The organism is Plantibacter flavus (assembly GCF_002024505.1).
Classification (GTDB): domain Bacteria; phylum Actinomycetota; class Actinomycetes; order Actinomycetales; family Microbacteriaceae; genus Plantibacter; species Plantibacter flavus_A.
In genome coordinates, this window is sequence record NZ_CP019402.1 from 4019924 (window position 1) to 4039502 (window position 19579).

The following is a 19579-nucleotide window of genomic DNA, read 5'->3' on the forward strand; positions in this document are numbered from 1 at the left end:
CGGAAATGTCGGCGCGGTCGACGACGTTGAGGAGCACGTGAGCACCCCGGAGACCGTCGACGTCGTCGTGATCGGCGCGGGTCAAGCCGGGCTGTCGGCCGCGTACCACCTGCATCGCCGCGGATTCGTCCCGCTGGGCACCGCCGAGGGCGCGACCGCAGCACGCACCTTCGTCGTCCTCGACGCGAACGACGCCCCGGGCGGTGCCTGGCAGCACCGATGGCGGTCGCTCACCATGTCGACCGTCAACGGGATCTACGACCTGCCCGGCATGCCGAAGCCCGAGCTCGATCCCGCGTCGCCGAGTGTCGACGTCATCCCGCCGTACTTCGCGGCGTTCGAGGAGCGTTTCGCCCTCGCGGTCCGCCGCCCGGTGCAGGTCCGCGCCGTCCGCCGCGAGGACGACGACCCGCACGGTCGACTCCTCGTCGAGACCGCGGCGAGCGCCGACTCCTCGGGCGCCGACTCCCCCGCCGCCGTGTTCCGGGCGCGGGCGGTCGTGAACGCGACGGGCACGTGGACGAAACCGTTCTGGCCCGCGTACCCGGGGCGGGAGCGCTTCGCCGGACGCCAGCTGCACGTGGCCGACTACGTCTCAGCTGACGAGTTCCGCGGCCAGCGCGTCGTCGTCGTGGGTGCCGGCATCTCCGCCATCCAACTGCTCGAGGAGATCTCGCGGGTGGCGGACACGGTGTGGATGACGCGACGCGAACCGGAATGGGTGGAGGACGACTTCGACACCGCCGCGCGGGTGGAGGCGATCAAGGGCGTCGAGGAACGCGTGCGCCAGGGCCTCCCGCCGGGCAGCGTGATCTCCGTGACGGGGATGCACTGGACGCCGTGGGCGCGGGCGGCCGAAGCGCGCGGTGTCCTGGTGCGTCAGCCGATGTTCCGCCGGATCGAGGAGCACGGCGTGGTTCTCGCCGACGGTTCCTTCCTCCCGGTCGACGCCATCCTCTGGGCCACCGGGTTCCGGGCGGCGCTCGACCACCTCGCACCGCTCGGCATCCGGCTGCCCGGGGGCGGCATCCGGATCGACGGCACCAGGGCGGCCGACGAGCCGCGCGTGCACCTGATCGGGTACGGCCCCTCAGCCTCGACGGTCGGCGCGAACCGGGCCGGGAGGGCGGCGGTCCTGGCGATCCTCGCCGACCTCGACGCCACCGTCGCCCTCCCTCAGCACTGACCCCGTCACTGCACCGGCACGGGGATGGGCACCGCGGGAGCCCGCTCGGAGCGCACGAAGCCGATCCCCAGCAGGATGCACACCCCGCCGAGGAGCTGCGCGAGCGACAACTGCTCCCCCAGGAGGATCCAGGCGAACCCGGTCGCCGCGACCACTTCGAGGAGGCCCGCGAACGACGCGAGTCGGGAGCCGAGCATCTGACTCGCGGTGATACTCGCCGCATAGGCGACCGCTGTCGACACCACCCCGACGAACAGGAGCGGCACCCACCAGGCGACGTCGGTGCCGAGCACCGTGACGTCGGCGTCGGAGGTCGTGAAGGGCACGCCGACGAGCCCGGCGAGCCACAGACTGAGTGCCCCGATGAGCAGACCGATGGCGGCGAACGCCACCGGAGGCAGCCCCTTCGCCGGCCGCGCCGAGATGACGTAGTACGCGCCGCAGCCCACCATCGCGAGGATGGCGAACAGCAGACCGACCGGGTCGAGCGTCGAGCCACCGCTCGGAGCGACGACGAGCACGAGCCCGACGAGCGACACGACGGAACCGACGAGGACGACCGTCGCGGGACGACGTCGGGTCAGCACCCACGCGACGGCGACGAGCAGCAGCGGCGCCATGTACTCGACGAGGATCGCGGTCCCGACGGCGATGGTCTGCAGCGCCGCGAAGTAGACGAGCTGCGTCGCCGCCACCCCGATGAGGCCCATGCCGAGGAGTCGCCAGCGGCCACGCCAGACCGCGTCCCAGCGACCGCGCAGTGCGATGAGGGCGAACGGGGCGAGCACCAGGCCACCGATCAGGGCGCGGACGGTGACCGCGGCAGCGGGGCTCCACCCCGACGCGAGCACCGGTTTGATGAACGCTCCGGAGGTGCCGAACGCGACCGCCGCGAGCACCGCGACGAGCAGACCGACCGTGGTCGAGGACGTGTGCTTCATGGGTGTCTCCAGCTGCCGCGAGTGGGGCCGGCGGAAGAGGTGGACGCCCGGCTGAGATGAAGCTACTCTCGGAGAGAGTAAGGAGTCAACTTGCGTTTTGCCCCTGACACCGAGGATGCGCTGCATTTCGCCGCGCTGCTCGTGAACACCCGCTCATCGGCGTCCCGCAGCGGTGGCGACGAACTCGCGACACCGCCGCAGCTCGTGGAGCTCCTGCGCGTCAGTCGGTACTCGGGTCGGGTCGACGGCGACGAGCCCGAGCGGGCCGCAGTGGCGGCACTCCGAGAGCGGATCCACGCGCTCTGGGCCTCCGACGCTGACGCCCCGGACACCCGCGACCGGGCCGTCGCCGAGATCAACGCGATGCTCCGGGAGTCAGCCGCGCTCCCCCAACTGCGCCGCCACGACGGCTTCGACTGGCACCTCCACGCCACCGAGTTCGACGCACCGCTCGTCGATCGCGTCCAGACCGAGATCGCCATGGCACTCGTCGACGTCGTCCGGTCCGACGCCTGGGACCGCCTGCGGCTCTGCGCCGCCGACGACTGCGACGGCCTGCTCGTCGACCTGTCCCGCAACGGTTCGAAGCGCTACTGCTCCGTCCGCTGCAGCAACCGCGTCAACACGATCGCCTTCCGCGCGAGAGCGCAGTAGCGGGCGTCACCAGACCCGGATGACGACCATCACTGCGATCTCGTCACATCCCAGAGGTGGTGCACCGGGTCATGGATGAAGTAGCGGCCGAGGGTCTCGGTCGTGAAGCGCGCGCCGTCGCTCCGGCGGCCCGTCCGCGCGAGCGCGTCGTCCGGCACCCGCTCGAACGCTGCGGCGAGCACCGTCGCGGCCTCGACCAGTTCCGCGGAGACCCGTTTCGGGTCCTGCTCGCCGTAGCGCTCCTCGAGAGCCGTCGCATCCTGGTCCCAGTTCTCGAACGCGGGCTCGTCCTCGTCGAGGACGAGCCGCAACCGGACGTCGAAGATGCGGAACACGTCCCGCACGTGGGCCGCGTACTCGAGCGGCGACCAGGTCCGCGGGTCGGGCCGCTCCCGGACGTCGGCACGCTCCAGCACCGCCGGCCACGCGGCGGCGTTCGCCAGGATCAACCCGGGGAGGTCCCGGAAGCCGAACCGCGAGGTGTCCATCCCGCACTCGGAGCAGGCGCGCTCAAGGACCCAGGTCCAGTTCTTCGTGTCCGGGACGATGGTGTCGCCGTCGGGGGTGTTCGTCGTCATGGGTTCACTCTAGGAAACGGCATGGCCCAGCACCCTCGCGAAAGCGTCATCGTGCCGCGATCCGCCGCCACCGTCCGCTGGCGGCGCCGCGCCGATGCCTCCGTTACCCGGCGGGGGCGACCGGCGGGGCGCAGACCATCGCCGAGGCGGCGAGCTGCTCCGCCATCTGCTGCTCGGACCACGGGAGTGCGATCTCGGGGGCCTTCTGCCCGCTCGCCGGTGCCGCCTTCGCACCGATCGAGGCGAGCTGCATCGCGAGCGTCTGCGCGAAGCCCGCACCGAGCGTCGAGTTGTTCAGCATGACGACGACCGTCAAGCCGGAGGTCGGGTCGGAGAAGGCCGCCGAGAGCGACCCGGGGATCGACCCGGCCTGCCCCCGGAGCGGACCGATCTGCAACCCGCCCACGCCGAAGCTCTTCCAGGTCGGCTCAGCCTCACCCAGCGAGACGGGGTCCTTCCACTGCTTCTTGTACGTGCTGTCGTTCAGCAGCGAGCCGGACGCGAAGGACTGGGTGAACTTCCGCAGATCGTCGACCGAGGAGACGACGCCACCGGCGGTCCACACCATCGAGGTCGACAGCTCGGTCTCGTCCGTCGGTGCGTCGCACTGGTAGGTGCCGTCCGCGATCCGCGGCGTCAGGTACCCCTTGGGGTGCGATCCCGGAAGCTCGACGGTGGAGGCGTCGGGGAAGCTGGACTTCGACATGCCGAGCGGCGAGAAGACGTAGTGGTCGTACAGGGACTGCCAGGACTGACCGGTCAGCTCCTCGAGCGCCATGCCGAGCAGGATGTAGCCGGTGTCACTCGAACCGAAGAGCGCCCCCGGAGCCGTCCGCGTACCGCTCGCGAGCCCGTTCGCGAGGATCTCGGCCATCGACCAGTTGCGGGTCGGGTTGGTGACGAACTGGGCGTTGAGCGCGGGCGTGTAGGTGCCGAGCCCCGACGTGCCATTGCACAGCTGCTGGTAGGTGATGCCCTCGATGCCCTGCACCTGCGGAAGGGTCTTGTGGACCTGGTCGGTGAGCTTGATCTTGCCCTCGTCGACGAGCTCGAGGAGCACCGTGCAGGTCATCGGGCGCGTGGTGTCGCCGATGCGGTAGACCATGGACGGATCCATCTTGGTCTTGCCACCCGGCTCGGTCGTGCCGACGCCGGCCGTGAAGCTCCCGGCCCACGGCGCCCAGACGCCGACGATGGCACCGGAGGATCCGGACTGGGTGACGGCGGCCTCGACCGCCGCCGTGATGGCGTCGGTCGTGTCGCCCGCGAGCGTGCCGCTGACCTGGTCGGGGAAGTCGGTGTCGGACACCGAGGGGCCCGAGCACCCGACGAGTACCGTCGCGAGGGTCGCCGCGGTGAGGAGTGCGGCGAGACGCCGGCGCCTCGGAGCTGTTGCAGTCAAGTCATCCCCCTGATGAGCGGTCTGCGGAGCTGCAGACTGTTCCCGATTGTAACCGGGCGCGGCTGAGAGCTGCGGTCGCACGCCGCGTGCCGGTCACACGGGCGGCGGACCTGGTGCGGGGCCCGTCGATGGTGTTCCCTGGAGAGGTGACCTCGAACGCCTTCCCGCAGACCACCGTCGACGCCGTCCTGGCGCACATGAACGGCGACCACCCCGACGACAACGTGCTCATCGTGCGAGCCTTCCTGGAACCAACGGCCGAGGCCGCCACCATGATCTCGCTGGACGGGACGGGTGGCGAATGGACCTGGACGGTCGACGGCACCGCCGCGGGTGGACGGGTGCCCTGGCCCGCCGGCGCGATCACCGAGCGCGGCGAGATCCGACGCGAGGTCGTCGCCCTCTACGACGCCGCGTGCGCCCGTCTGGGCGTGGAGCCACGCCCGCACGACTGAGCGACCGCCACCCCTCGGCCGTCGACCTCGGACGACGGCCTCAGGTGACCAAACCGTCGACGCCCGCACCTCCGAACTCCTCAACGCCCCGGGACGACTCGCGGCACGAAGGATCAGGAGGCATTCCCATGCGTCATTCACCCAACCGGCTCCTCGCCGCCGTCTTCGGCGCGGTCTACGTGGTCGTCGGACTCCTCGGCGGGATCGTCGCCGGCGGCCTGCCGTTCCTCACCACCGAGGGCGGTCTCCTGCTCGGGATCTTCGAGGTCAACCCGCTGCACAACATCGCGCACGTCCTCATCGGGGCGGCCCTGCTCATCGCCGGGCTCTCGAACGTCGTCGCGGCCAAGACCGTCAACACGGTGATCGGTGGGTTCTACCTCCTGCTCGGTGTCGTCGGATTCTTCATCGTGGGCTCCGCGCTCAACATCCTCGCGCTCAACACGGCCGACCACTTCCTCCACCTCGCGAGCGCCGTGGTGCTGCTCGGCGCCGGGCTGGCTGCGGACAAGCGCACGCACCGGGCGGCGACGGCCTGACATGTCGGTCTCCGTCGAACGGCAGGACGCCCGGACGGGTGAGGACGACGCGATCCGCTCCGGCACGACGTCGATCTCGAACTGTCTGCTCGCGATGTGCGCACTCGGCGCCGGTCTCGTGTTGATCGCGACCGGCGCCGGGTCCTCTCCCGTGGGTGCGATCCCGCTCGTCACCCTCGGCGTCGCCGCACTGCTCTGGTCCGTCGTGGTCCTCGTCCGTGACCGCGTGCCGAGCCTCCGCGCGTCCTTCGCCGGCGCGGTGGGCGCGGTGGTCGTCTGGGTGGCGCTCTACGGACTCGCCTCCCTCGGCGTCACGACCGTGCCGCCGTTCCTGCCGACCCTCTCGTCCACAGTGTTGCTGCTCATGGTCGCCGGGGTGCTCGCACGGCGACTCCGGCGGGTCACCCTCGCATCGACGGCGCCGGACGAACTCGAGCTCGACGCCCTGGTGACGCGCGCGAGCCGTCGGCCACATCGCGAGCCGAGCACCGGACGGTACGTGCTCACCCTGCTCGTCGGGGCGGCGTTCGTGGCGGCCCTCACCACACCGGCGCTGGCGCAGACCAACGCCGGTGCGTTCGCGGTCCCGCACGGTTCCCTGCACAGCAGCCACTGATTTCCTCCACAGCGACAGATCCACCCTCCCGTTCAGGAGCCCGGCCCGTTACACTTAGGCAACCCTTACCGAGCCAGCCGACGCGGAGTCCGACATGAGCACTGTGATCCCCTTCTCCCAGGCCCTGCGCGAGCGCACGTCCTCCGGCCACTCCTCCAGCGAGGGGGCGGACTTCATGAGCGACCTCATGACCGGGAAGGGCTCGAAGGAGGACTACATCGCCCTCGTCGCACAGCACTTCTTCATCTACGAGGCCCTCGAGGCCGCCGCCGACCGCATGCGCGCCGATGCCGTCGCCGCTCCATTCATCAGCGACAAGCTGACGCGGCTCCCCGCCATCGTGCAGGACCTCGAGTTCCTCATGGGTCCGGAGTGGCGCGAGCAGATCACCCCGCTCCCCACCACCGCCCGGTACGTGGCACGGATCAACGAGGTCGGCGCCGTCTGGCCCGGCGGCTTCGTCGCGCACCACTACACCCGGTACCTCGGCGACCTCTCGGGCGGGCAGATCATCCGCACGCTCATGCAGCGCCAGTTCGGCTTCGACACCAACGGCGTCGGCTTCTACCTCTTCGGCGACATCGCGAAGCCGCGCGAATTCAAGGACACCTACCGCGAGCAGCTCGACGCCGTCCCGTGGGACGACGAGGAGCAGGCCCGCGTGATCGACGAGGTCATGGTGGCGTACCGCTTCAACACCGACCTCTTCCGCGACCTCGCGACCGCGAAGGCCGCAGCGACCGCCGTCGCCTGATCTCCCGTCCATTCGCCCATTCTTGGGCGAATGGGTGTTCGTTCGCCCAAACATGGGCGAACGAACTGCGGGCGGCGAAGCACCCCTCCCGCCGCTCGCAGGCCCGGCGTAGCATCTCGGGCATGGACGTCATCCTCGTACCCGGTTTCTGGCTCGACGCATCCTCCTGGAGTGCGGTCACACCCCCGCTCGAAGCGGCAGGCCATCGGGTCCGACCGCTCACCCTCCCCGGCCTCGAGAGCGTCACTGCCGACCGCGCCGGCATCGGCCTCCGCGACCACGTCGACGCCGTGGTCGCCGAGATCGACGCCGGTGCCGAGCCCGTCGTGCTCGTCGGGCATTCCGGCGGCGGCGCCATCATCTCCGCCGCGATCGACGCCCGCCCTGACCGCGTCGTCCGCGCCGTGTACGTCGACTCGGGTCCGCTCGCCGACGGTGCGTGCATCAACGAGGAACTCCCCTCGTCGGGTTCCGACATCCCACTGCCCGACTGGACGGTGTTCGACGCGGAGGACCTCGTCGACCTGGACGACGAGGTCCGTGAACAGTTCCGGGCCAGAGCCGTCCCGCAACCGAAGGGCGTCGCCGTCGACCGACAGCAGCTCTCCGACGACGACCGTCGCCTGTCCGTCCCGGCGACCGTGATCGCCTGCGAGTTCTCCTCGGAGATGCTTCGCGGCCTGATGGAACAGGGCCACCCGTACGTCGCGGAACTGGCACGGCTGCGCGACGTCGAGTTCGTCGACCTGCCGACGGGCCACTGGCCGCAGTTCACGAAGCCGGCCGAGCTCGGCGCGATCCTGCTCCGGGCCGTCGATCGCACCTGACCTCTGCTCAACCCCCGACCAGGCTGGTCAGCGGGAGGCGTCGACGGGCGCTCAGGTCATGAGGTACGCGAGCGGGACGACACCGAGTATCGCGATGAAGATCACTGCCAGCACGGCGTACATCGCGATCTGTGCGCCGCGCCCCTTGATGACCGCCTGGCCCCTCGGTGCGAGCGAACCTGAGACCCACTGCTGCGCCGGGGCGATGTAGTCGAGCGTGGGCGCCTCGCCGGGCTGGAGCAGGTAGTCGGCGCGGCCGAACTCCCGCAGCCAGGCCATCGAGCACGAGACCTGCACGGGCCGGTCGGCCGGAACCGTGAACCGCGACGGGCCCCAGGCTGGACGGTGTTCGAAGCCGTCGATGCGCACGACGGGCGGGATGAACCCCCAGTACCCGGCGAGGGGTGGCTTGCTGGCGTTCAGCTCGAGCGTGCGCCAGGCGGTGATCGGACCGGGCTGCGGCCAGCCCTGCTGCATGGGATGCGTCATAACCGACAATCGTAGGGTCACCGAACCCGTTCGTTCGCCCCTTTTCGGGCGACAGAGCGCCGATTCGCCCGACAATGGGCGAACGGACGCTACTGCCCCGACATGAACCGCTTCACGTCGGTGTCGACGATGATGTCGCTCGGGCGCAGCGGCCGGGAGAGGTAGAGACCGTCGAGCGTCGAGATCCGGCTGAGCGCGACGTAGCTCTGCCCAGGGCTGAACGCGCGGCTGCCCAGGTCGACGATCGCGCGATCGTAGGTCTTGCCCTGCGACTTGTGGATGGTGACCGCCCACGCGAGCCGCAGCGGGAACTGGGTGAACTCGGCCACGATGTCGCGCTTCAGCTGCTTCGTCACCGAGGAGTAGGAGTACTTGTACTTCTCCCACGTCGCCGGCTCGACCTCGAACTGCTCGCCGTCGACCTCGACCCAGACGGTGGAGTCGATCTTCACCACGGTCCCGAGCGTGCCGTTCACCCAGCGACGCTCGCTGTCGTTGCGGAGGAACATGACCTGCGCACCGACTTTGAGGTCGAGCGCCTCGTCGGCGGGGAACGCCCGCCCGCCGAAGTCGCCCGAGACCTCCGCGTTGGCGGTGAGCGGCTTGCCGTCGAGCTTGGCGAGCGCCGCCTTGTTGATGCGGTCGACGGTGTCGTTACGGCTCGCGAGGGTGATGACGCCGTCCTCCGGTGGGGTCCTGGCGCCCATGCCGTTCAGCCGGCCGGCCATCTCGGCGGTGACCTGGCCGTGCCGGACACCGTTGAGGAGGTACTTGAACTCGGCCTCGTGCTGGCGGTGGATCTCCGTGAGCTCGACGAGCTGCAGCGGCGTCTCGGACCACACCTTGGCGTCGAAGAACCAGAACGAGCGGTAGGTGTCGGCGATGTACGCCCGTTCCTCGAGGCTGCCCGGCACGGGAGCGAGCTGGTACGGGTCGCCGAAGAGGACGATCTGCACACCGCCGAACGGCTCGCGCGGCCGCTGCCGGGCCTGCCGGAGGCTCCGGTCCATCGCGTCCATGAGGTCGGCGCTCACCATGGAGACCTCATCGACGACCAGGGTGTCGATGGAGTTGAGCAGCTTGCGGGTCTGATCGTTCTGGTCGATCGTGTGGTCGGCGATGAGCCCGATCGGCAGGCGGAACAGCGAGTGGATCGTCTGACCGCCGACGTTCAGCGCGGCGACACCGGTCGGGGCGCAGATGGCCAGCTGCTTCGAGGTGTTCCAGGCGAGGTGGTTGAGGAGCGTCGACTTCCCGGTGCCCGCTCGACCCGTCACGAACAGGTGCTCGCGGGTGCTCTCGATGCGGTCGAAGACGGCTTGCTGCTCGGCGGAGAGGGCTACGCTCATGATGCTTCGGTTCCCTCCCGTTTTCGCCCTCCAATCCTATGCGAGGTGCCCGCCTAGGATGTCAGGATGAGCCATGTCGCGACACGTGGGGAGCTGCGACGCCCGGGAACGGTGCGCGGTGCGCTCGTCCGCGCCGTCGTGCTGTGGCTCTGCATCGCGGCTCTGCTCGTCGCGGCCATCGTCTCCGCCTGGTCGGCCGTCGCCCGCGACGTCTACGGCGCCGGTTCCTTCGCGCGCGGGTACCTGGACGCCCTCGCAGACGACGATGCCGCGACCGCGCTCGCGTTGCCGGGAGTCGCCCTGAGCTCCGCCGAACTCGCCGACGCGGGCCTGCCGGCCGACAGCTCGGACGCCCTGCTCCGGAGCGAGGCACTCGGCACGATCGAAGACGTGCGCCTCGTCTCCGACGTCACGACCGCCTCGGGCGCCCACGAGGTGACCTTCTCGTACCGACTCGCGGGTCAGCCGCACCGCACGGCGTTCTCGATCACGAGCGGCGAGCGCACCTTCGGGCTGTTCCCGTCGTGGCGCTTCGAGACGAGCCCGTTGAGCGTCGTCCAGCTGACCGTCGCACACACGACCGGGTTCCGGGCGAACGGCTTCGAGCTCGACACCCGCCGCGTCGCGGAGGGGAACGAGGGGGCCTTCACCTCCACCATCCCGCTCCTCACCTTCACGCCGGGCAGTGTCGACTTCGACGTCGACACCACCTACCTGGCGGCTTCGGTGGAGACGGCGACGACGACCGAGGTCGCGAGCGTCGTCGACGCCGAGGTGACCGCGAGTGCCACCCCGGACTTCGTCGGAGAGGTCCAGACGCAGATCGACGGTTACCTCGACAACTGCGCCACTCAACAGGTCCTCCAGCCCACCGGGTGCCCGTTCGGCATGGTGATCCGCGATCGCGTGGACGACCTACCGGTGTGGTCCATCGCGGCCTACCCCGTGGTGGCGGTCCAGCCGGGCGACACCGGTTGGCAGATGCCGGCGACGGCCGGAGCCGCGCACCTCGTCGTCGACGTGAAGTCGCTGTTCGACGGCACGGTCTCGACCCTCGACGAGGACGTCCCGTTCACGTTGTCGGCGTTCGTGACGATCCGCGACGACGGCTCCCTCTACATCGACCTCCGCTGAAGCCCGCGAACTGTCACTCCAGCACAGTCCGACACCCCTCACACTGTTCCGGAGTGACAGTTCGCGGGCTAGGAGCGGGTGTCGTTGGCCGCCATGCGCGCGAGACGCTCGTTGTACTCGTTGAGCTCCGCGTCGTTCGTGCGGTCCGCGTTGCGATCGAGTCGCTTCTGGTCCTTCGCGTCGCTCTTGCTCCACGAGATCGCGACGGCGACGGCGAGCGCCAGGGTCGGGATCTCGCCCACGCTCCAGGCGATCCCGCCGCCCGTCTGCTGGTCGAGGAGCGGCACCTGCCCCCAGGTGCGTCCCATCGCCCCGAACCAGTCGGCGAGGAACAGCCCGGTCGAGGAGATGATCGCCAGCCCGAAGAACGCGTGGAACGCCATCGTCGCGAAGAGCAGCAGCAGCCGCATGGGGTACGGCAGGCGGTACGGGACCGGGTCGATGCCGATGAGCGACTGCACGAAGAGGTAGCCGGTGATGAGGAAGTGCACGACCATCCACTCGTGACCGATGTGATCCTCCATCGACCAACGGAACAACGGCGTGTAGTAGAAGACCCAGAGTGATCCGGCGAAGAGCACCGCGGTGACGATCGGGTTCGAGATGATCCCCGCGAACTTCGAGTGCACGGCCAGGAGTACCCACTCCCGGCCCCCTCGGGATTCGTCGGAGCGCTTCCGCACCGCCCGCGCGAGCAGCGTGACCGGTGCTCCGGGGACGAGGAGCACGGGGACGAGCATGGTGAGGCCCATGTGCCCGAGCATGTGCACGCTGAAGAGGTATGGCTGGTAGACGTTGATGCCGCCGCAGGTGAGGTAGAAGAGCACGAGCAGCCCGAGGACCCAGCTGACGGTGCGCAGGATCGGCCAGGAGTCGCCGCGGCGGTGCAGGCGGACGACGCCCGCGATGTAGAAGAAGATGCCGAAGGCGCAGGCCAGCAGCCACAGGAGGTCGATGTTCCACTCGGTGAAGTACCGAGCGAAGGTCAGTTCCGGCGGCAGTTCCTCCCCGGTGAGCAGCACCGCTGGTGTCGGCGCGGTCGGCACGGTCTGGTCGACCGGCGGGGCGGTCTTCGCGAGGGCCGCGGCGGCACCGGAGGCGATGCCCATGAACCCGAGCTCGAGGGCGACCAGCCACCAGAAGGTGCCGGTGCGGCCCGCGGGGCTGTCCGCGCGCGCAGCGGCGGAGCGCTCGATGCGGCCGATGAGCACCCGACGCTGCAGCGCGCCGAACAGGCCGAGCGCAAGCAGCGCGAAGACCTTGACGAGGACGAGGATGCCGTACGGGGTGCCCAGGCGGTCGAGCGAGCCGATGCGCAGCTCAGCACTCACGTATCCGGAGACCGCCACGACGACGAAGGACACGAGTGCCACGGTCGAGTACCGCATGAGCACGGGGGCGAGCCGGCCGTCTTCGAGGGTCTTGCGGATGAAGACGAGCGTGAGCAGACCGCCGAGCCAGATGGCGGCGAACACCAGGTGCAGGCCGAGTGCGGTGACGGCGGCGTTGTGCCCGCTCGCCTCGGCGGAGTGACCCTGCTGGGCCATCGGCAGCAGCGACACGAGGGACAGCCCGAAGACGAACACGAGCACCGTGTGGTTGCGGACGGCGAAGCAGAGCACCGTGACGGCCGCGGCGATGAGGGTCGTCTGCAGCCAGGCCTGACCCGACTCGATCCCGGTGAAGAAGAGGCTGAGCTTCGCACCGAACGCGTCGTCGAAGGTGAGCGGCACCTGCGTGACGTTCAGGAAGGTGAAGAAGCCCGTCACGCCGGACGCGACGGTGAAGACCGCGGCGCCGGCTGCGGCGACATCGAGCGCCGCGCCGTACTCGCGCCGGTCCGGGCTGAGCGCCCAGCAGGCCATGAGCAACGCGCCGATGGTGACGGCGGCGCTCAGGTTGACGAGCAGTTGTGCGATCGGGAGCCCCCACCGCACCACGGCGCCGGGATCGCCCAGGAGTTGCGCATCCGCTCCACCGCCGAAGGCCAGACCCGCGAGGAGGGTCGCCACAGCCACGAGGAGCAGGAGGGCAGGACCCGCGAGGCGGACGACACGATTCACGCTGCAAGCCTACGCGGCGCTGCTGGGAACCCCGACCGCAGCGGGATCAGCCGGCGCTCGGTCCCTGAACCGAACCACCGGTCCCTGAGCCGAACCACCGGTCCCTGAGCCTGTCGAAGGGCGCCGCTCACGCCCGGACGAGCAGCGTCGAGGAGCCGTCTTCGAGCCGCCGCACCTCGATGCGTTCGCCGATGCGCTGCTTCATCTCCTCGACGTGGCTGACGACGCCGACGACGCGCCCGCCGGCCGAGAGCCGACCGAGCTCGGCCATCACGGTGTCGAGCGTCTCGGGGTCGAGACTGCCGAATCCTTCGTCGACGAAGAGCGTGCCGAGCTCGACACCGCCGGCCTCGCCCGTCACGACGTCCGCCAGCCCGAGTGCGAGGCAGAGCGAGGCGTAGAACGTCTCACCACCGGACAGCGACTTCGGATCGCGACGCCGGTCGGTCCGGTGATCGTGGACCGTGAGCGACAACCCGACGCGCTGGCTGCGGGAGGGTCCTTCCTTGACGTCGCTGCGGACGAGCTCGTAGCGCCCGCCGGACATCGACTCCAGGCGCGCGTTCGCCGCCGCCACGACATCCTCGAAGCGGCGCAGGAGGACGTAGGTGCCGAGGGTGACCTTCGTGCTGTTCTCGCTACCGGTGGCCGACACCACGTCGGCGAGCCGGACGACGGCCGCGGCCTCGCGGACCGCGTCGGCGTTCTCGTCGGCCGCCTCGGCGAGTGCCGTGCAGGCGGCAGCCGCGTTGGCCGCTCGTCGCGCGGAGACGGCGGCCGCTGCCGTCGCGGTGCCTGCCGCCGCCTCGGCGTCGGCCAGTCGTCGGGCCGTCGCTTCGACGTCGGGGGCGGCGGTACCGGCGACACCGGCGAGAGCCGGGCTCGCGAGTGCTTCCGCGTTCGCGGTCGTGTGACGCAGGTGGTCGGCCACCCGCGCCTCGGCGCTCGCCCGTTCAACCCCGTTCATGGCTGCGGCTTCCGCGGCCGCGCGGTCGGCGAACCCGGCCCGCTCGAGTGCCGCCTCCAGCTCGACCGCGCGCTCGGCGTCACGCAGGCGCCGGTCCGCGACGGTCGCTCGTGCCGCCGCGAGCAGCGAGAGCGAGGAGAGCTCGGACTCCAGCATCGCGTCGAGCTCGGCGAGTGAAGCCGCTCGGCCGGCGAGGACACCGGCCACCTCGGCGCGGGCCTGCTCGTGGGCGCGCTGCGCGGCGGCGAGCCGTTCGGTCAGTGTCGCCCGAGTGGCGGTGCGTTCCGACACCGCGACCACGCCGGCCAGGTGCTCGTCCGCGAGGCGCCCGGCCTCCGCGACCTCGGCGTCCGCTTGCTCGGCGATGACCACGGCCTCCGCGTGCCGCGCCTCGGCGTCCGCAGCGGCCGCCTCGACGGCCGCCCGCTCCACGATCGGGTCGAAGCCGGCCGTCGCCGTCGTCGAAGCGTCGGTGGAGCCGGCCGCGGTCACGTCGCTCGGGTCGTCGGCCAGCGCGATGAACTGCTCGACGAGGCGTCGGCGCTCCGCCTGGGCGATGTCCCTGGTGCTCTGCGCCGACTGCATCGTCGCCTCGGCATCGGCCCGAGCGACGGACGCCGCTTCGACCGCGTCCGCATCGGGGTGGTCTCCGTCGAGCACCGCGGGCGCCGGGTGGCTCAGCGAGCCGCAGACGCTGCAGGGCTCGCCGTCCTGCAAGCCGATGGCGAGTTCACCCGCCATACCCTCGATCCTCCGGAGGCGCAGCGACGTCTCGACGTCGATCGCCGCCTTCGCGGCCGTGGCGGCCTCGGTGACCTCGTCGGCGAGACCCGCGAGGCGTTCGTCGGCCGCGTCCACCCGATCCAGCACCGCACGGCGTTCAGCCGCGCGCTCGACGGCCCGAGCGGCCCTGGCCGACTCGGTGGCCGCATGCGAGGCGCGCTCCGGTGCCGAGCCGAGCGCTGTCCGGCGGGCGTCCCGTCGCGTCTGTTCCGCTGCAAGCTCGGCGAGCCGTGCCTCGACGGTCGCGAGCTCCTCGGCGAGTGCTGCGAGCGCGCGTTCGCGATCGGTGTCGGCGGCTTCGAGGGCGAGCACGGCCGCCATCGACGCCCGCTCGACGGTGAGGGATTGGCGGCGCGCGGTGACGGACGCGTCGTCGAGTGCAACGATCGCCTCGTCGGCCTGCTCCTCCATCGCGGCGAGCGACGCGACGGCGTCCTCGAGCGCCACCGATGCCGTGGCCGCTCCGGCGAGCGCGGACGCCACGGTGTCCGCCCGAGCCGCTGCCGCGATCCGTTCGGAGAGCCGCGCGACCGGTTCGTCGTCCACCGAGAGCAGCTCGCGCTCGGTCAGCAGCTCCGCGCGACGTTCGATGGACGCGAGCAGCGTCTGGGCCGCGGCGTGTTCGGCGCGAGCGCGTTCCAGGGCGACCCGAGCAGTGCCAGCGGTCGAGGCGTCGGCGGCGGCGTGGCGCTCGAAGACGGCGACGATACGCGTGGCGTCACCGACGAGGTCTTCGGAATCGGGTTCGAGCGGGACCGCGAGGGTCGCGACGTCAGGGTCTGGGTCGGGCTCCGCAGTCGCGGTGTCGCCTGGCTCGGCATCGACTCTCGAGGGAGCGTCCATCCCGGCCGGGGTGTCCGCTCCCCTGCCCGTGACGGGTTTCCGTGCGTCGTCGAGTTCGGCCGCTCCCGTGAACCGGGCTATCGCGCGGCCCAGCGCTTCTCGTGCGCCTTCGATGTCGCGTTGGGCCTGCCGTCGCTGCTCGACGAGGTGCTTGGCGACCCGCTCGTAGTGCTCCGTCCCGAACAGGGACCGGAGGAGTTCGCTGCGCTCCTCACCGCCGGCGGCGAGGAACTTCGCGAACTCGCCCTGCGGGAGGACGATCGTCTGGACGAACTGCTCCCGGGTGAGACCGACGATCCGGCTGATCTCGGGACCGATCTCCTGCGCGCGGGTCGACAGGGTCTCTCCGGCCAGTGCGTCGGGATCGGTCAGGCGGACGAGGGTGGCGCTCGCCTGCTGCGGTGTGAAGCCGGCACCGCGCTGCTTCGGCCGCTGGTAGGCCGGCGTCCGCCGCACCCGGTACACGCCGGATCCGGTCTCGAACACGAGTTCCACGAACGGTTCGGTCCCGGGCTGCGCATGGTGGGAGTGGAGGCGGTCCTTGCTGGCCCCGGTACCGGCGAGTTCGCCGTACAGCCCGAACACGATGGCGTCGATGATCGTGGATTTGCCGGCGCCGGTCGGTCCCTCCAGGAGGAACAGACCAGCCCGCCCGAGTTCGACGAAGTCGATGGTGTGCTCGCCGGCGTACGGCCCGATGGCCTGCAGCGTCAGTCGGTGCAGTCGCATCAGGCGCTCACCTCCGCGGCGAGTGCCGCCTCGTTCGCCGCCGCGATGAGCTCACGCTCGCGAGTGGTCGCCGGTGCACCCGTCGCGTACTCGATGAACTCCGCGGTGACCTCGACCGGATCGGAGACCGCCGTGACGGCTGCGGCGCGCGCTTCCTCGGAGCGGTTCGCCGGCGCGTGCGACCAGACGAGCAGGTGCGGGAAGCGTCGGGTCAGCGTCGCGTACAGCTCCGGTGGCCGGACGTCGTCGGTGACCGTGGCGCGCACCCAGGCGTCGACGGCGTCGTCTCCCGCAGGGCCCTGCAGCTCCGCGAGGGTTCCGATGACGTCGACGAGCCGACGCGGCACCGGCGCCGGCAGCAGCTCCAGGTGCACGGAGCCGTCGGCGGCGAGGTCGACCAGCACGCTCGACTTCACCTGGTTGCGTTCGGAGAAGGAGTAGGCGAGCGGCGACCCGGAGTACCGCATGCGGTCGACGCCCGTCGCGGCCCCGACGCGCTGCGCACCGTGGAGGTGGCCGAGCGCGACGTAGTCGAAGTCGTCGAACAGCTGGGCGGGCACCGCATCGACCCCGCCGATCCGGATGTCGCGTTCGCTGTCGCTCGCGAGACCACCGATGACGAAGGCGTGCGCGGCCACGACCGATCGGACCGCTCCGTGCTCGCGGCGCTGCGCGAGATCGGCTCGGACGCTCGCGAGGGCTGCACCCATGACGGCGGCGTGCGACCGCGCGAGCGGCTGGTCGTCCGGGGAGAGCACCCCTCGTGCGGTGTCGGGGTCGAGGTAGGGCAGCGGGTAGAAGGCGACGGGCCCGTGTTCGTCGTCCACCAGGACCGGTTCGCCGATCCGCGCGAGGTCAGCTCTGATGTCGATCCCGTCGCGCAGCATGGCGGCGCCGAAACCGAGCCGGATGGCCGAATCGTGGTTGCCCGGTGCGAGGATGACCCGGGTGCGGCCCGCCAGCCGCCCGAGCGACTCCGACAGCAGCGTCACCGCCTCGACCGGCGGGATGGCACGGTCGTAGATGTCGCCGGCGACGAGGAGGACGTCGACCTCCTGGTCCACGACCGTCTGCTCGAGGTGCGCGAGGAAGTCGCGTTGGAAGGGGAGCAGGTCGACCCCGTGCAGCGAACGGCCGAGGTGCCAGTCCGAAGTGTGGAGGATCCGCATGACAGCAATGCTAGGCCGAGCCGCCGACACCTCGCCCTGCTCCGGGCGGCACCCGGGCGGCACCTGGACGAACGACAGCAGGGCGTCGCTCTCGCGACGCCCTGCTGTGTGGTCTGGACCGGCGGAGTGTCTCCGCGGTCCGAGTCCGTGCGGGCTCGCGCCCGCGACGACTTACTTGACGGAAGCCTTGAGCTTCGAGCCGGCGGTCACCTTGACGCGCTTGCCGGCCGGGATCTGGATCTCGGCGCCGGTCTGCGGGTTGCGGCCCGTGCGAGCGGCGGTGTCGGTCTGCTCGAAGGCGATCCAACCCGGGATCGAGACCTTGCCGCCCGTGGCGACGGTCTCAGCGACGGTGGTGAACAGCGCGTCGACAACGCTGCCGACGGTCGCCTGGCTCTGGCCGGTCGATGCGGCGATGGCGGCGACGAGTTCGGTCTTGTTCAAATTTGCCATTGTGAGGGTCCTCCTCGGACGTTGCTGCAACGTACAGCTGATGTGTTGGTAGCGAAGGTGTCGCTGATACGGCACCAACTGGTCGGTGTGACCGCCTCGAATGTAGCAGCAATCCGCGAGATTTCGCGGATTTCTCCGCTCTACGCGGACAATCGGGCCTGCGTGTCGGTCGTTTCCCAGCTGGGAGCCGTCGGTGCGAGCGCTCAGCGGACCCCGATGACGCTGTGCCCGGCCGCCCGCGACAGCAACCACGCCTCGATCGTCGGGAAGAGGGTCAGGACGGCGATCGCGAGGAACGCGAACTGATACGGCAGCAGCTGGCCGCCACCGACCCCGTCCTCGAGGGAGAATCCGGTCGTCAGCAGGATCGCCCCGACAGCGACACCGAAGCCGCTCGCGACCTGCTGCAGGGTCGAGTTGAGCGTGTTCGCCCGAGACATCGCAGTGGGTTCGACGTCGGCGAACGTGATGGTGTTGTACGCCGTGAAGCCGATCGACCGGGCGACCCCGCTGACGAAGAGCAGCATCGCCGTCAGCACGATCGACGTGTCGGCGGTGAGGAACGCCATCCCGGCCATGCACAGGACCCCGATCAGGTTCGACGACACGAGCACCAGACGGAATCCGAACCGCCGCAGCATCCAGGTCGTCGCCGGTTTGATCGCGAGGTTGCCGGCGAAGAGGAAGAGCACCATCGATCCCGCCTGCACCGGTGTCCAGCCGAACGCGTCCTGGAACAGCAGCGGCAGGAGGAAGGGGACGGCGCTGATCGTGAGTCGGTAGACACTGCCGCCAACGTTGGCCAGACGGAAGGTCTCGATCCGCAGCGAGCGGAGATCGACGAACGGGTGCGGCGCACGGAACAGGTGTCGGATCGCGAGGGCGAGCAGGACGACACCTGCCACGAGCGACCCGATGAACCACCGGGCGTCGAACCCGGCTCCGGACACCAGGGACGCCGCCACCAGGAGCGACGCCAGCCCGACACAGGCGAGGGACAGGCCGAGCCAGTCGAGCGGCGGCACCTCGTCGGCGGCGAAGTCGGGGACGATGCGGAGCGCCACGACGAAGGCGACGACACCGATCGGCACGTTGATGAGGAAGATCCAGTGCCAGGAGGCGTACTGGGTGATCACCCCACCGAGGAACGGCGCGATGATCGGGGCGGCGAGGGCGGGCCACGTCAGGAGGGCGATGGCCTGGATCAACCGCTCCTTGGGCGTCACCCGGAGCACGGCCAGCCGGCCGACCGGCACCATCAACGCCCCGCCGACGCCCTGGAGCACCCGGAAGCCGACGAGCATCGGCAGGCTCGAGCTCAAGGCACACAGCACGGAGGCGATCGTGAACACCGCGATCGCCAGCGCGAAGATGCGCTTGGCACCGAACCGGTCCGTCAGCCAACCGCTGACGGGGATGAGGACGGCCACCGTGAGCAGGAATGCGGTGACGGCGAGCCCGACGGCCGTTGACGAGGTCCCGAGGTCGCGCGCGATGCTCGGTGCGGCTGTGGTGAGGATCGTCCCGTCGAGGTTCTCCATGAAGAAGCAGCCTGCGACCAGGAGGGCGATGGCCCGTTGCGTGCGGACGTCCAGCAGCGCCTCCTCGATGGATGTGGGAACCGTTCGATCCTTGCAGCTGTCGCCGA

Annotated in this window: 17 protein-coding genes and 1 pseudogene; 8 read left to right on the top strand and 10 right to left on the bottom strand. The window is 70.4% G+C overall.

Translation table 11 applies throughout. The features are described from left to right. The first annotated feature begins 37 nt into the window (after positions 1 to 37). Positions 38 to 1186, top strand: a complete 1149-nt coding sequence (locus tag BWO91_RS20350; RefSeq protein WP_240555591.1) for an NAD(P)-binding domain-containing protein — start codon at positions 38 to 40, stop codon at positions 1184 to 1186. A gap of 5 nt (positions 1187 to 1191) precedes the next feature. Here BWO91_RS20350 and BWO91_RS18570 read toward each other — a convergent pair whose 3' ends face one another. Next, a complete protein-coding gene (locus BWO91_RS18570) occupies positions 1192 to 2127 on the bottom strand; it encodes an EamA family transporter (protein WP_079003630.1) in 936 nt (311 codons plus the stop codon). Between the two features lie 90 nt (positions 2128 to 2217). Here BWO91_RS18570 and BWO91_RS18575 point away from each other — a divergent pair, with 90 nt between their 5' ends. After that, positions 2218 to 2781 carry a CGNR zinc finger domain-containing protein gene (locus BWO91_RS18575; protein ID WP_079003631.1) on the top strand — a complete coding sequence of 188 codons (564 nt, stop codon included), beginning with the start codon at positions 2218 to 2220 and terminating at the stop codon, positions 2779 to 2781. Between the two features lie 29 nt (positions 2782 to 2810). On the opposite strand, the gene BWO91_RS18580 is transcribed toward BWO91_RS18575, so the two are convergent. Both BWO91_RS18580 and BWO91_RS18585 read right to left on the bottom strand, forming a co-directional pair. Further along, complete coding sequence (locus BWO91_RS18580; protein ID WP_079003632.1) at positions 2811 to 3359, bottom strand: DinB family protein; 549 nt, start codon at positions 3357 to 3359, stop codon at positions 2811 to 2813. A gap of 103 nt (positions 3360 to 3462) precedes the next feature. Continuing rightward, entirely contained in the window at positions 3463 to 4761 is a 1299-nt protein-coding gene (locus BWO91_RS18585) for a serine hydrolase domain-containing protein (protein ID WP_158596528.1), read from the bottom strand. A 146-nt stretch (positions 4762 to 4907) separates the two neighbouring features. On the opposite strand from BWO91_RS18585, the gene BWO91_RS18590 reads away from it, so the two are divergent. The 5 genes from BWO91_RS18590 (at position 4908) to BWO91_RS18610 (ending at position 7952) form a co-directional block, all read left to right on the top strand. Next, positions 4908 to 5216: a DUF2470 domain-containing protein gene (locus BWO91_RS18590; protein WP_314140491.1), complete on the top strand. Its 309-nt coding sequence runs from the start codon at positions 4908 to 4910 to the stop codon at positions 5214 to 5216. 128 nt (positions 5217 to 5344) lie between these two features. Then, positions 5345 to 5755 carry a DUF4383 domain-containing protein gene (locus BWO91_RS18595; protein ID WP_064294771.1) on the top strand — a complete coding sequence of 137 codons (411 nt, stop codon included), beginning with the start codon at positions 5345 to 5347 and terminating at the stop codon, positions 5753 to 5755. A 1-nt stretch (position 5756) separates the two neighbouring features. Then, a complete protein-coding gene (locus BWO91_RS18600; protein WP_079003635.1) occupies positions 5757 to 6371 on the top strand; it encodes a hypothetical protein in 615 nt (204 codons plus the stop codon). 94 nt (positions 6372 to 6465) lie between these two features. Next, a complete protein-coding gene (locus BWO91_RS18605) occupies positions 6466 to 7125 on the top strand; it encodes a heme oxygenase (biliverdin-producing) (protein WP_079003636.1) in 660 nt (219 codons plus the stop codon). A gap of 122 nt (positions 7126 to 7247) precedes the next feature. Continuing rightward, a complete protein-coding gene (locus tag BWO91_RS18610) occupies positions 7248 to 7952 on the top strand; it encodes an alpha/beta fold hydrolase (protein ID WP_079003637.1) in 705 nt (234 codons plus the stop codon). Positions 7953 to 8003: 51 nt separating this feature from the next. On the opposite strand, the gene BWO91_RS18615 is transcribed toward BWO91_RS18610, so the two are convergent. Together BWO91_RS18615 and BWO91_RS18620 are read right to left on the bottom strand one after the other, a co-directional pair. Next, entirely contained in the window at positions 8004 to 8441 is a 438-nt protein-coding gene (locus BWO91_RS18615) for a hypothetical protein (protein WP_079003638.1), read from the bottom strand. An 89-nt stretch (positions 8442 to 8530) separates the two neighbouring features. Further along, positions 8531 to 9790: an ATP-dependent DNA helicase gene (locus tag BWO91_RS18620; protein WP_079003639.1), complete on the bottom strand. Its 1260-nt coding sequence runs from the start codon at positions 9788 to 9790 to the stop codon at positions 8531 to 8533. A gap of 66 nt (positions 9791 to 9856) precedes the next feature. On the opposite strand from BWO91_RS18620, the gene BWO91_RS18625 reads away from it, so the two are divergent. Continuing rightward, a complete protein-coding gene (locus tag BWO91_RS18625) occupies positions 9857 to 10924 on the top strand; it encodes a hypothetical protein (protein WP_079003640.1) in 1068 nt (355 codons plus the stop codon). 68 nt (positions 10925 to 10992) lie between these two features. Here BWO91_RS18625 and BWO91_RS18630 read toward each other — a convergent pair whose 3' ends face one another. The 5 genes and pseudogenes from BWO91_RS18630 to BWO91_RS18650 form a co-directional block, all read right to left on the bottom strand. Further along, positions 10993 to 12987, bottom strand: a complete 1995-nt coding sequence (locus tag BWO91_RS18630) for a cytochrome c oxidase assembly protein (RefSeq protein ID WP_079003641.1) — start codon at positions 12985 to 12987, stop codon at positions 10993 to 10995. Between the two features lie 127 nt (positions 12988 to 13114). Further along, a complete protein-coding gene (locus BWO91_RS18635; RefSeq protein WP_079003642.1) occupies positions 13115 to 16309 on the bottom strand; it encodes an AAA family ATPase in 3195 nt (1064 codons plus the stop codon). Next, on the bottom strand, positions 16309 to 17478 hold the full coding sequence (locus BWO91_RS18640) for an exonuclease SbcCD subunit D (protein ID WP_079003643.1): 1170 nt from the start codon (positions 17476 to 17478) through the stop codon (positions 16309 to 16311). Before BWO91_RS18640 ends, BWO91_RS18635 begins: the two co-directional genes overlap by 1 nt. Positions 17479 to 17649: 171 nt before the next feature. Further along, positions 17650 to 17931, bottom strand: a complete 282-nt coding sequence (locus BWO91_RS18645; RefSeq protein WP_064294762.1) for an HU family DNA-binding protein — start codon at positions 17929 to 17931, stop codon at positions 17650 to 17652. 203 nt (positions 17932 to 18134) lie between these two features. After that, a pseudogene (locus BWO91_RS18650) lies at positions 18135 to 19547 on the bottom strand (DHA2 family efflux MFS transporter permease subunit); the annotation flags it as partial. Positions 19548 to 19579: the final 32 nt, after the last annotated feature.

What these genes read in the sequence shown, in the direction of transcription:
- BWO91_RS18570 (WP_079003630.1), bottom strand. Translation starts at nt 2,127, where the DNA reads ATGAAGCACACGTCCTCGACCACGGTCGGTCTGCTCGTCGCGGTGCTC.
- BWO91_RS18580 (WP_079003632.1), bottom strand. Translation starts at nt 3,359, where the DNA reads ATGACGACGAACACCCCCGACGGCGACACCATCGTCCCGGACACGAAG.
- BWO91_RS18595 (WP_064294771.1), top strand. Translation starts at nt 5,345, where the DNA reads ATGCGTCATTCACCCAACCGGCTCCTCGCCGCCGTCTTCGGCGCGGTC.
- BWO91_RS18600 (WP_079003635.1), top strand. Translation starts at nt 5,757, where the DNA reads ATGTCGGTCTCCGTCGAACGGCAGGACGCCCGGACGGGTGAGGACGAC.
- BWO91_RS18605 (WP_079003636.1), top strand. Translation starts at nt 6,466, where the DNA reads ATGAGCACTGTGATCCCCTTCTCCCAGGCCCTGCGCGAGCGCACGTCC.
- BWO91_RS18610 (WP_079003637.1), top strand. Translation starts at nt 7,248, where the DNA reads ATGGACGTCATCCTCGTACCCGGTTTCTGGCTCGACGCATCCTCCTGG.
- BWO91_RS18615 (WP_079003638.1), bottom strand. Translation starts at nt 8,441, where the DNA reads ATGACGCATCCCATGCAGCAGGGCTGGCCGCAGCCCGGTCCGATCACC.
- BWO91_RS18620 (WP_079003639.1), bottom strand. Translation starts at nt 9,790, where the DNA reads ATGAGCGTAGCCCTCTCCGCCGAGCAGCAAGCCGTCTTCGACCGCATC.
- BWO91_RS18625 (WP_079003640.1), top strand. Translation starts at nt 9,857, where the DNA reads ATGAGCCATGTCGCGACACGTGGGGAGCTGCGACGCCCGGGAACGGTG.
- BWO91_RS18635 (WP_079003642.1), bottom strand. Translation starts at nt 16,309, where the DNA reads ATGCGACTGCACCGACTGACGCTGCAGGCCATCGGGCCGTACGCCGGC.
- BWO91_RS18640 (WP_079003643.1), bottom strand. Translation starts at nt 17,478, where the DNA reads ATGCGGATCCTCCACACTTCGGACTGGCACCTCGGCCGTTCGCTGCAC.
- BWO91_RS18645 (WP_064294762.1), bottom strand. Translation starts at nt 17,931, where the DNA reads ATGGCAAATTTGAACAAGACCGAACTCGTCGCCGCCATCGCCGCATCG.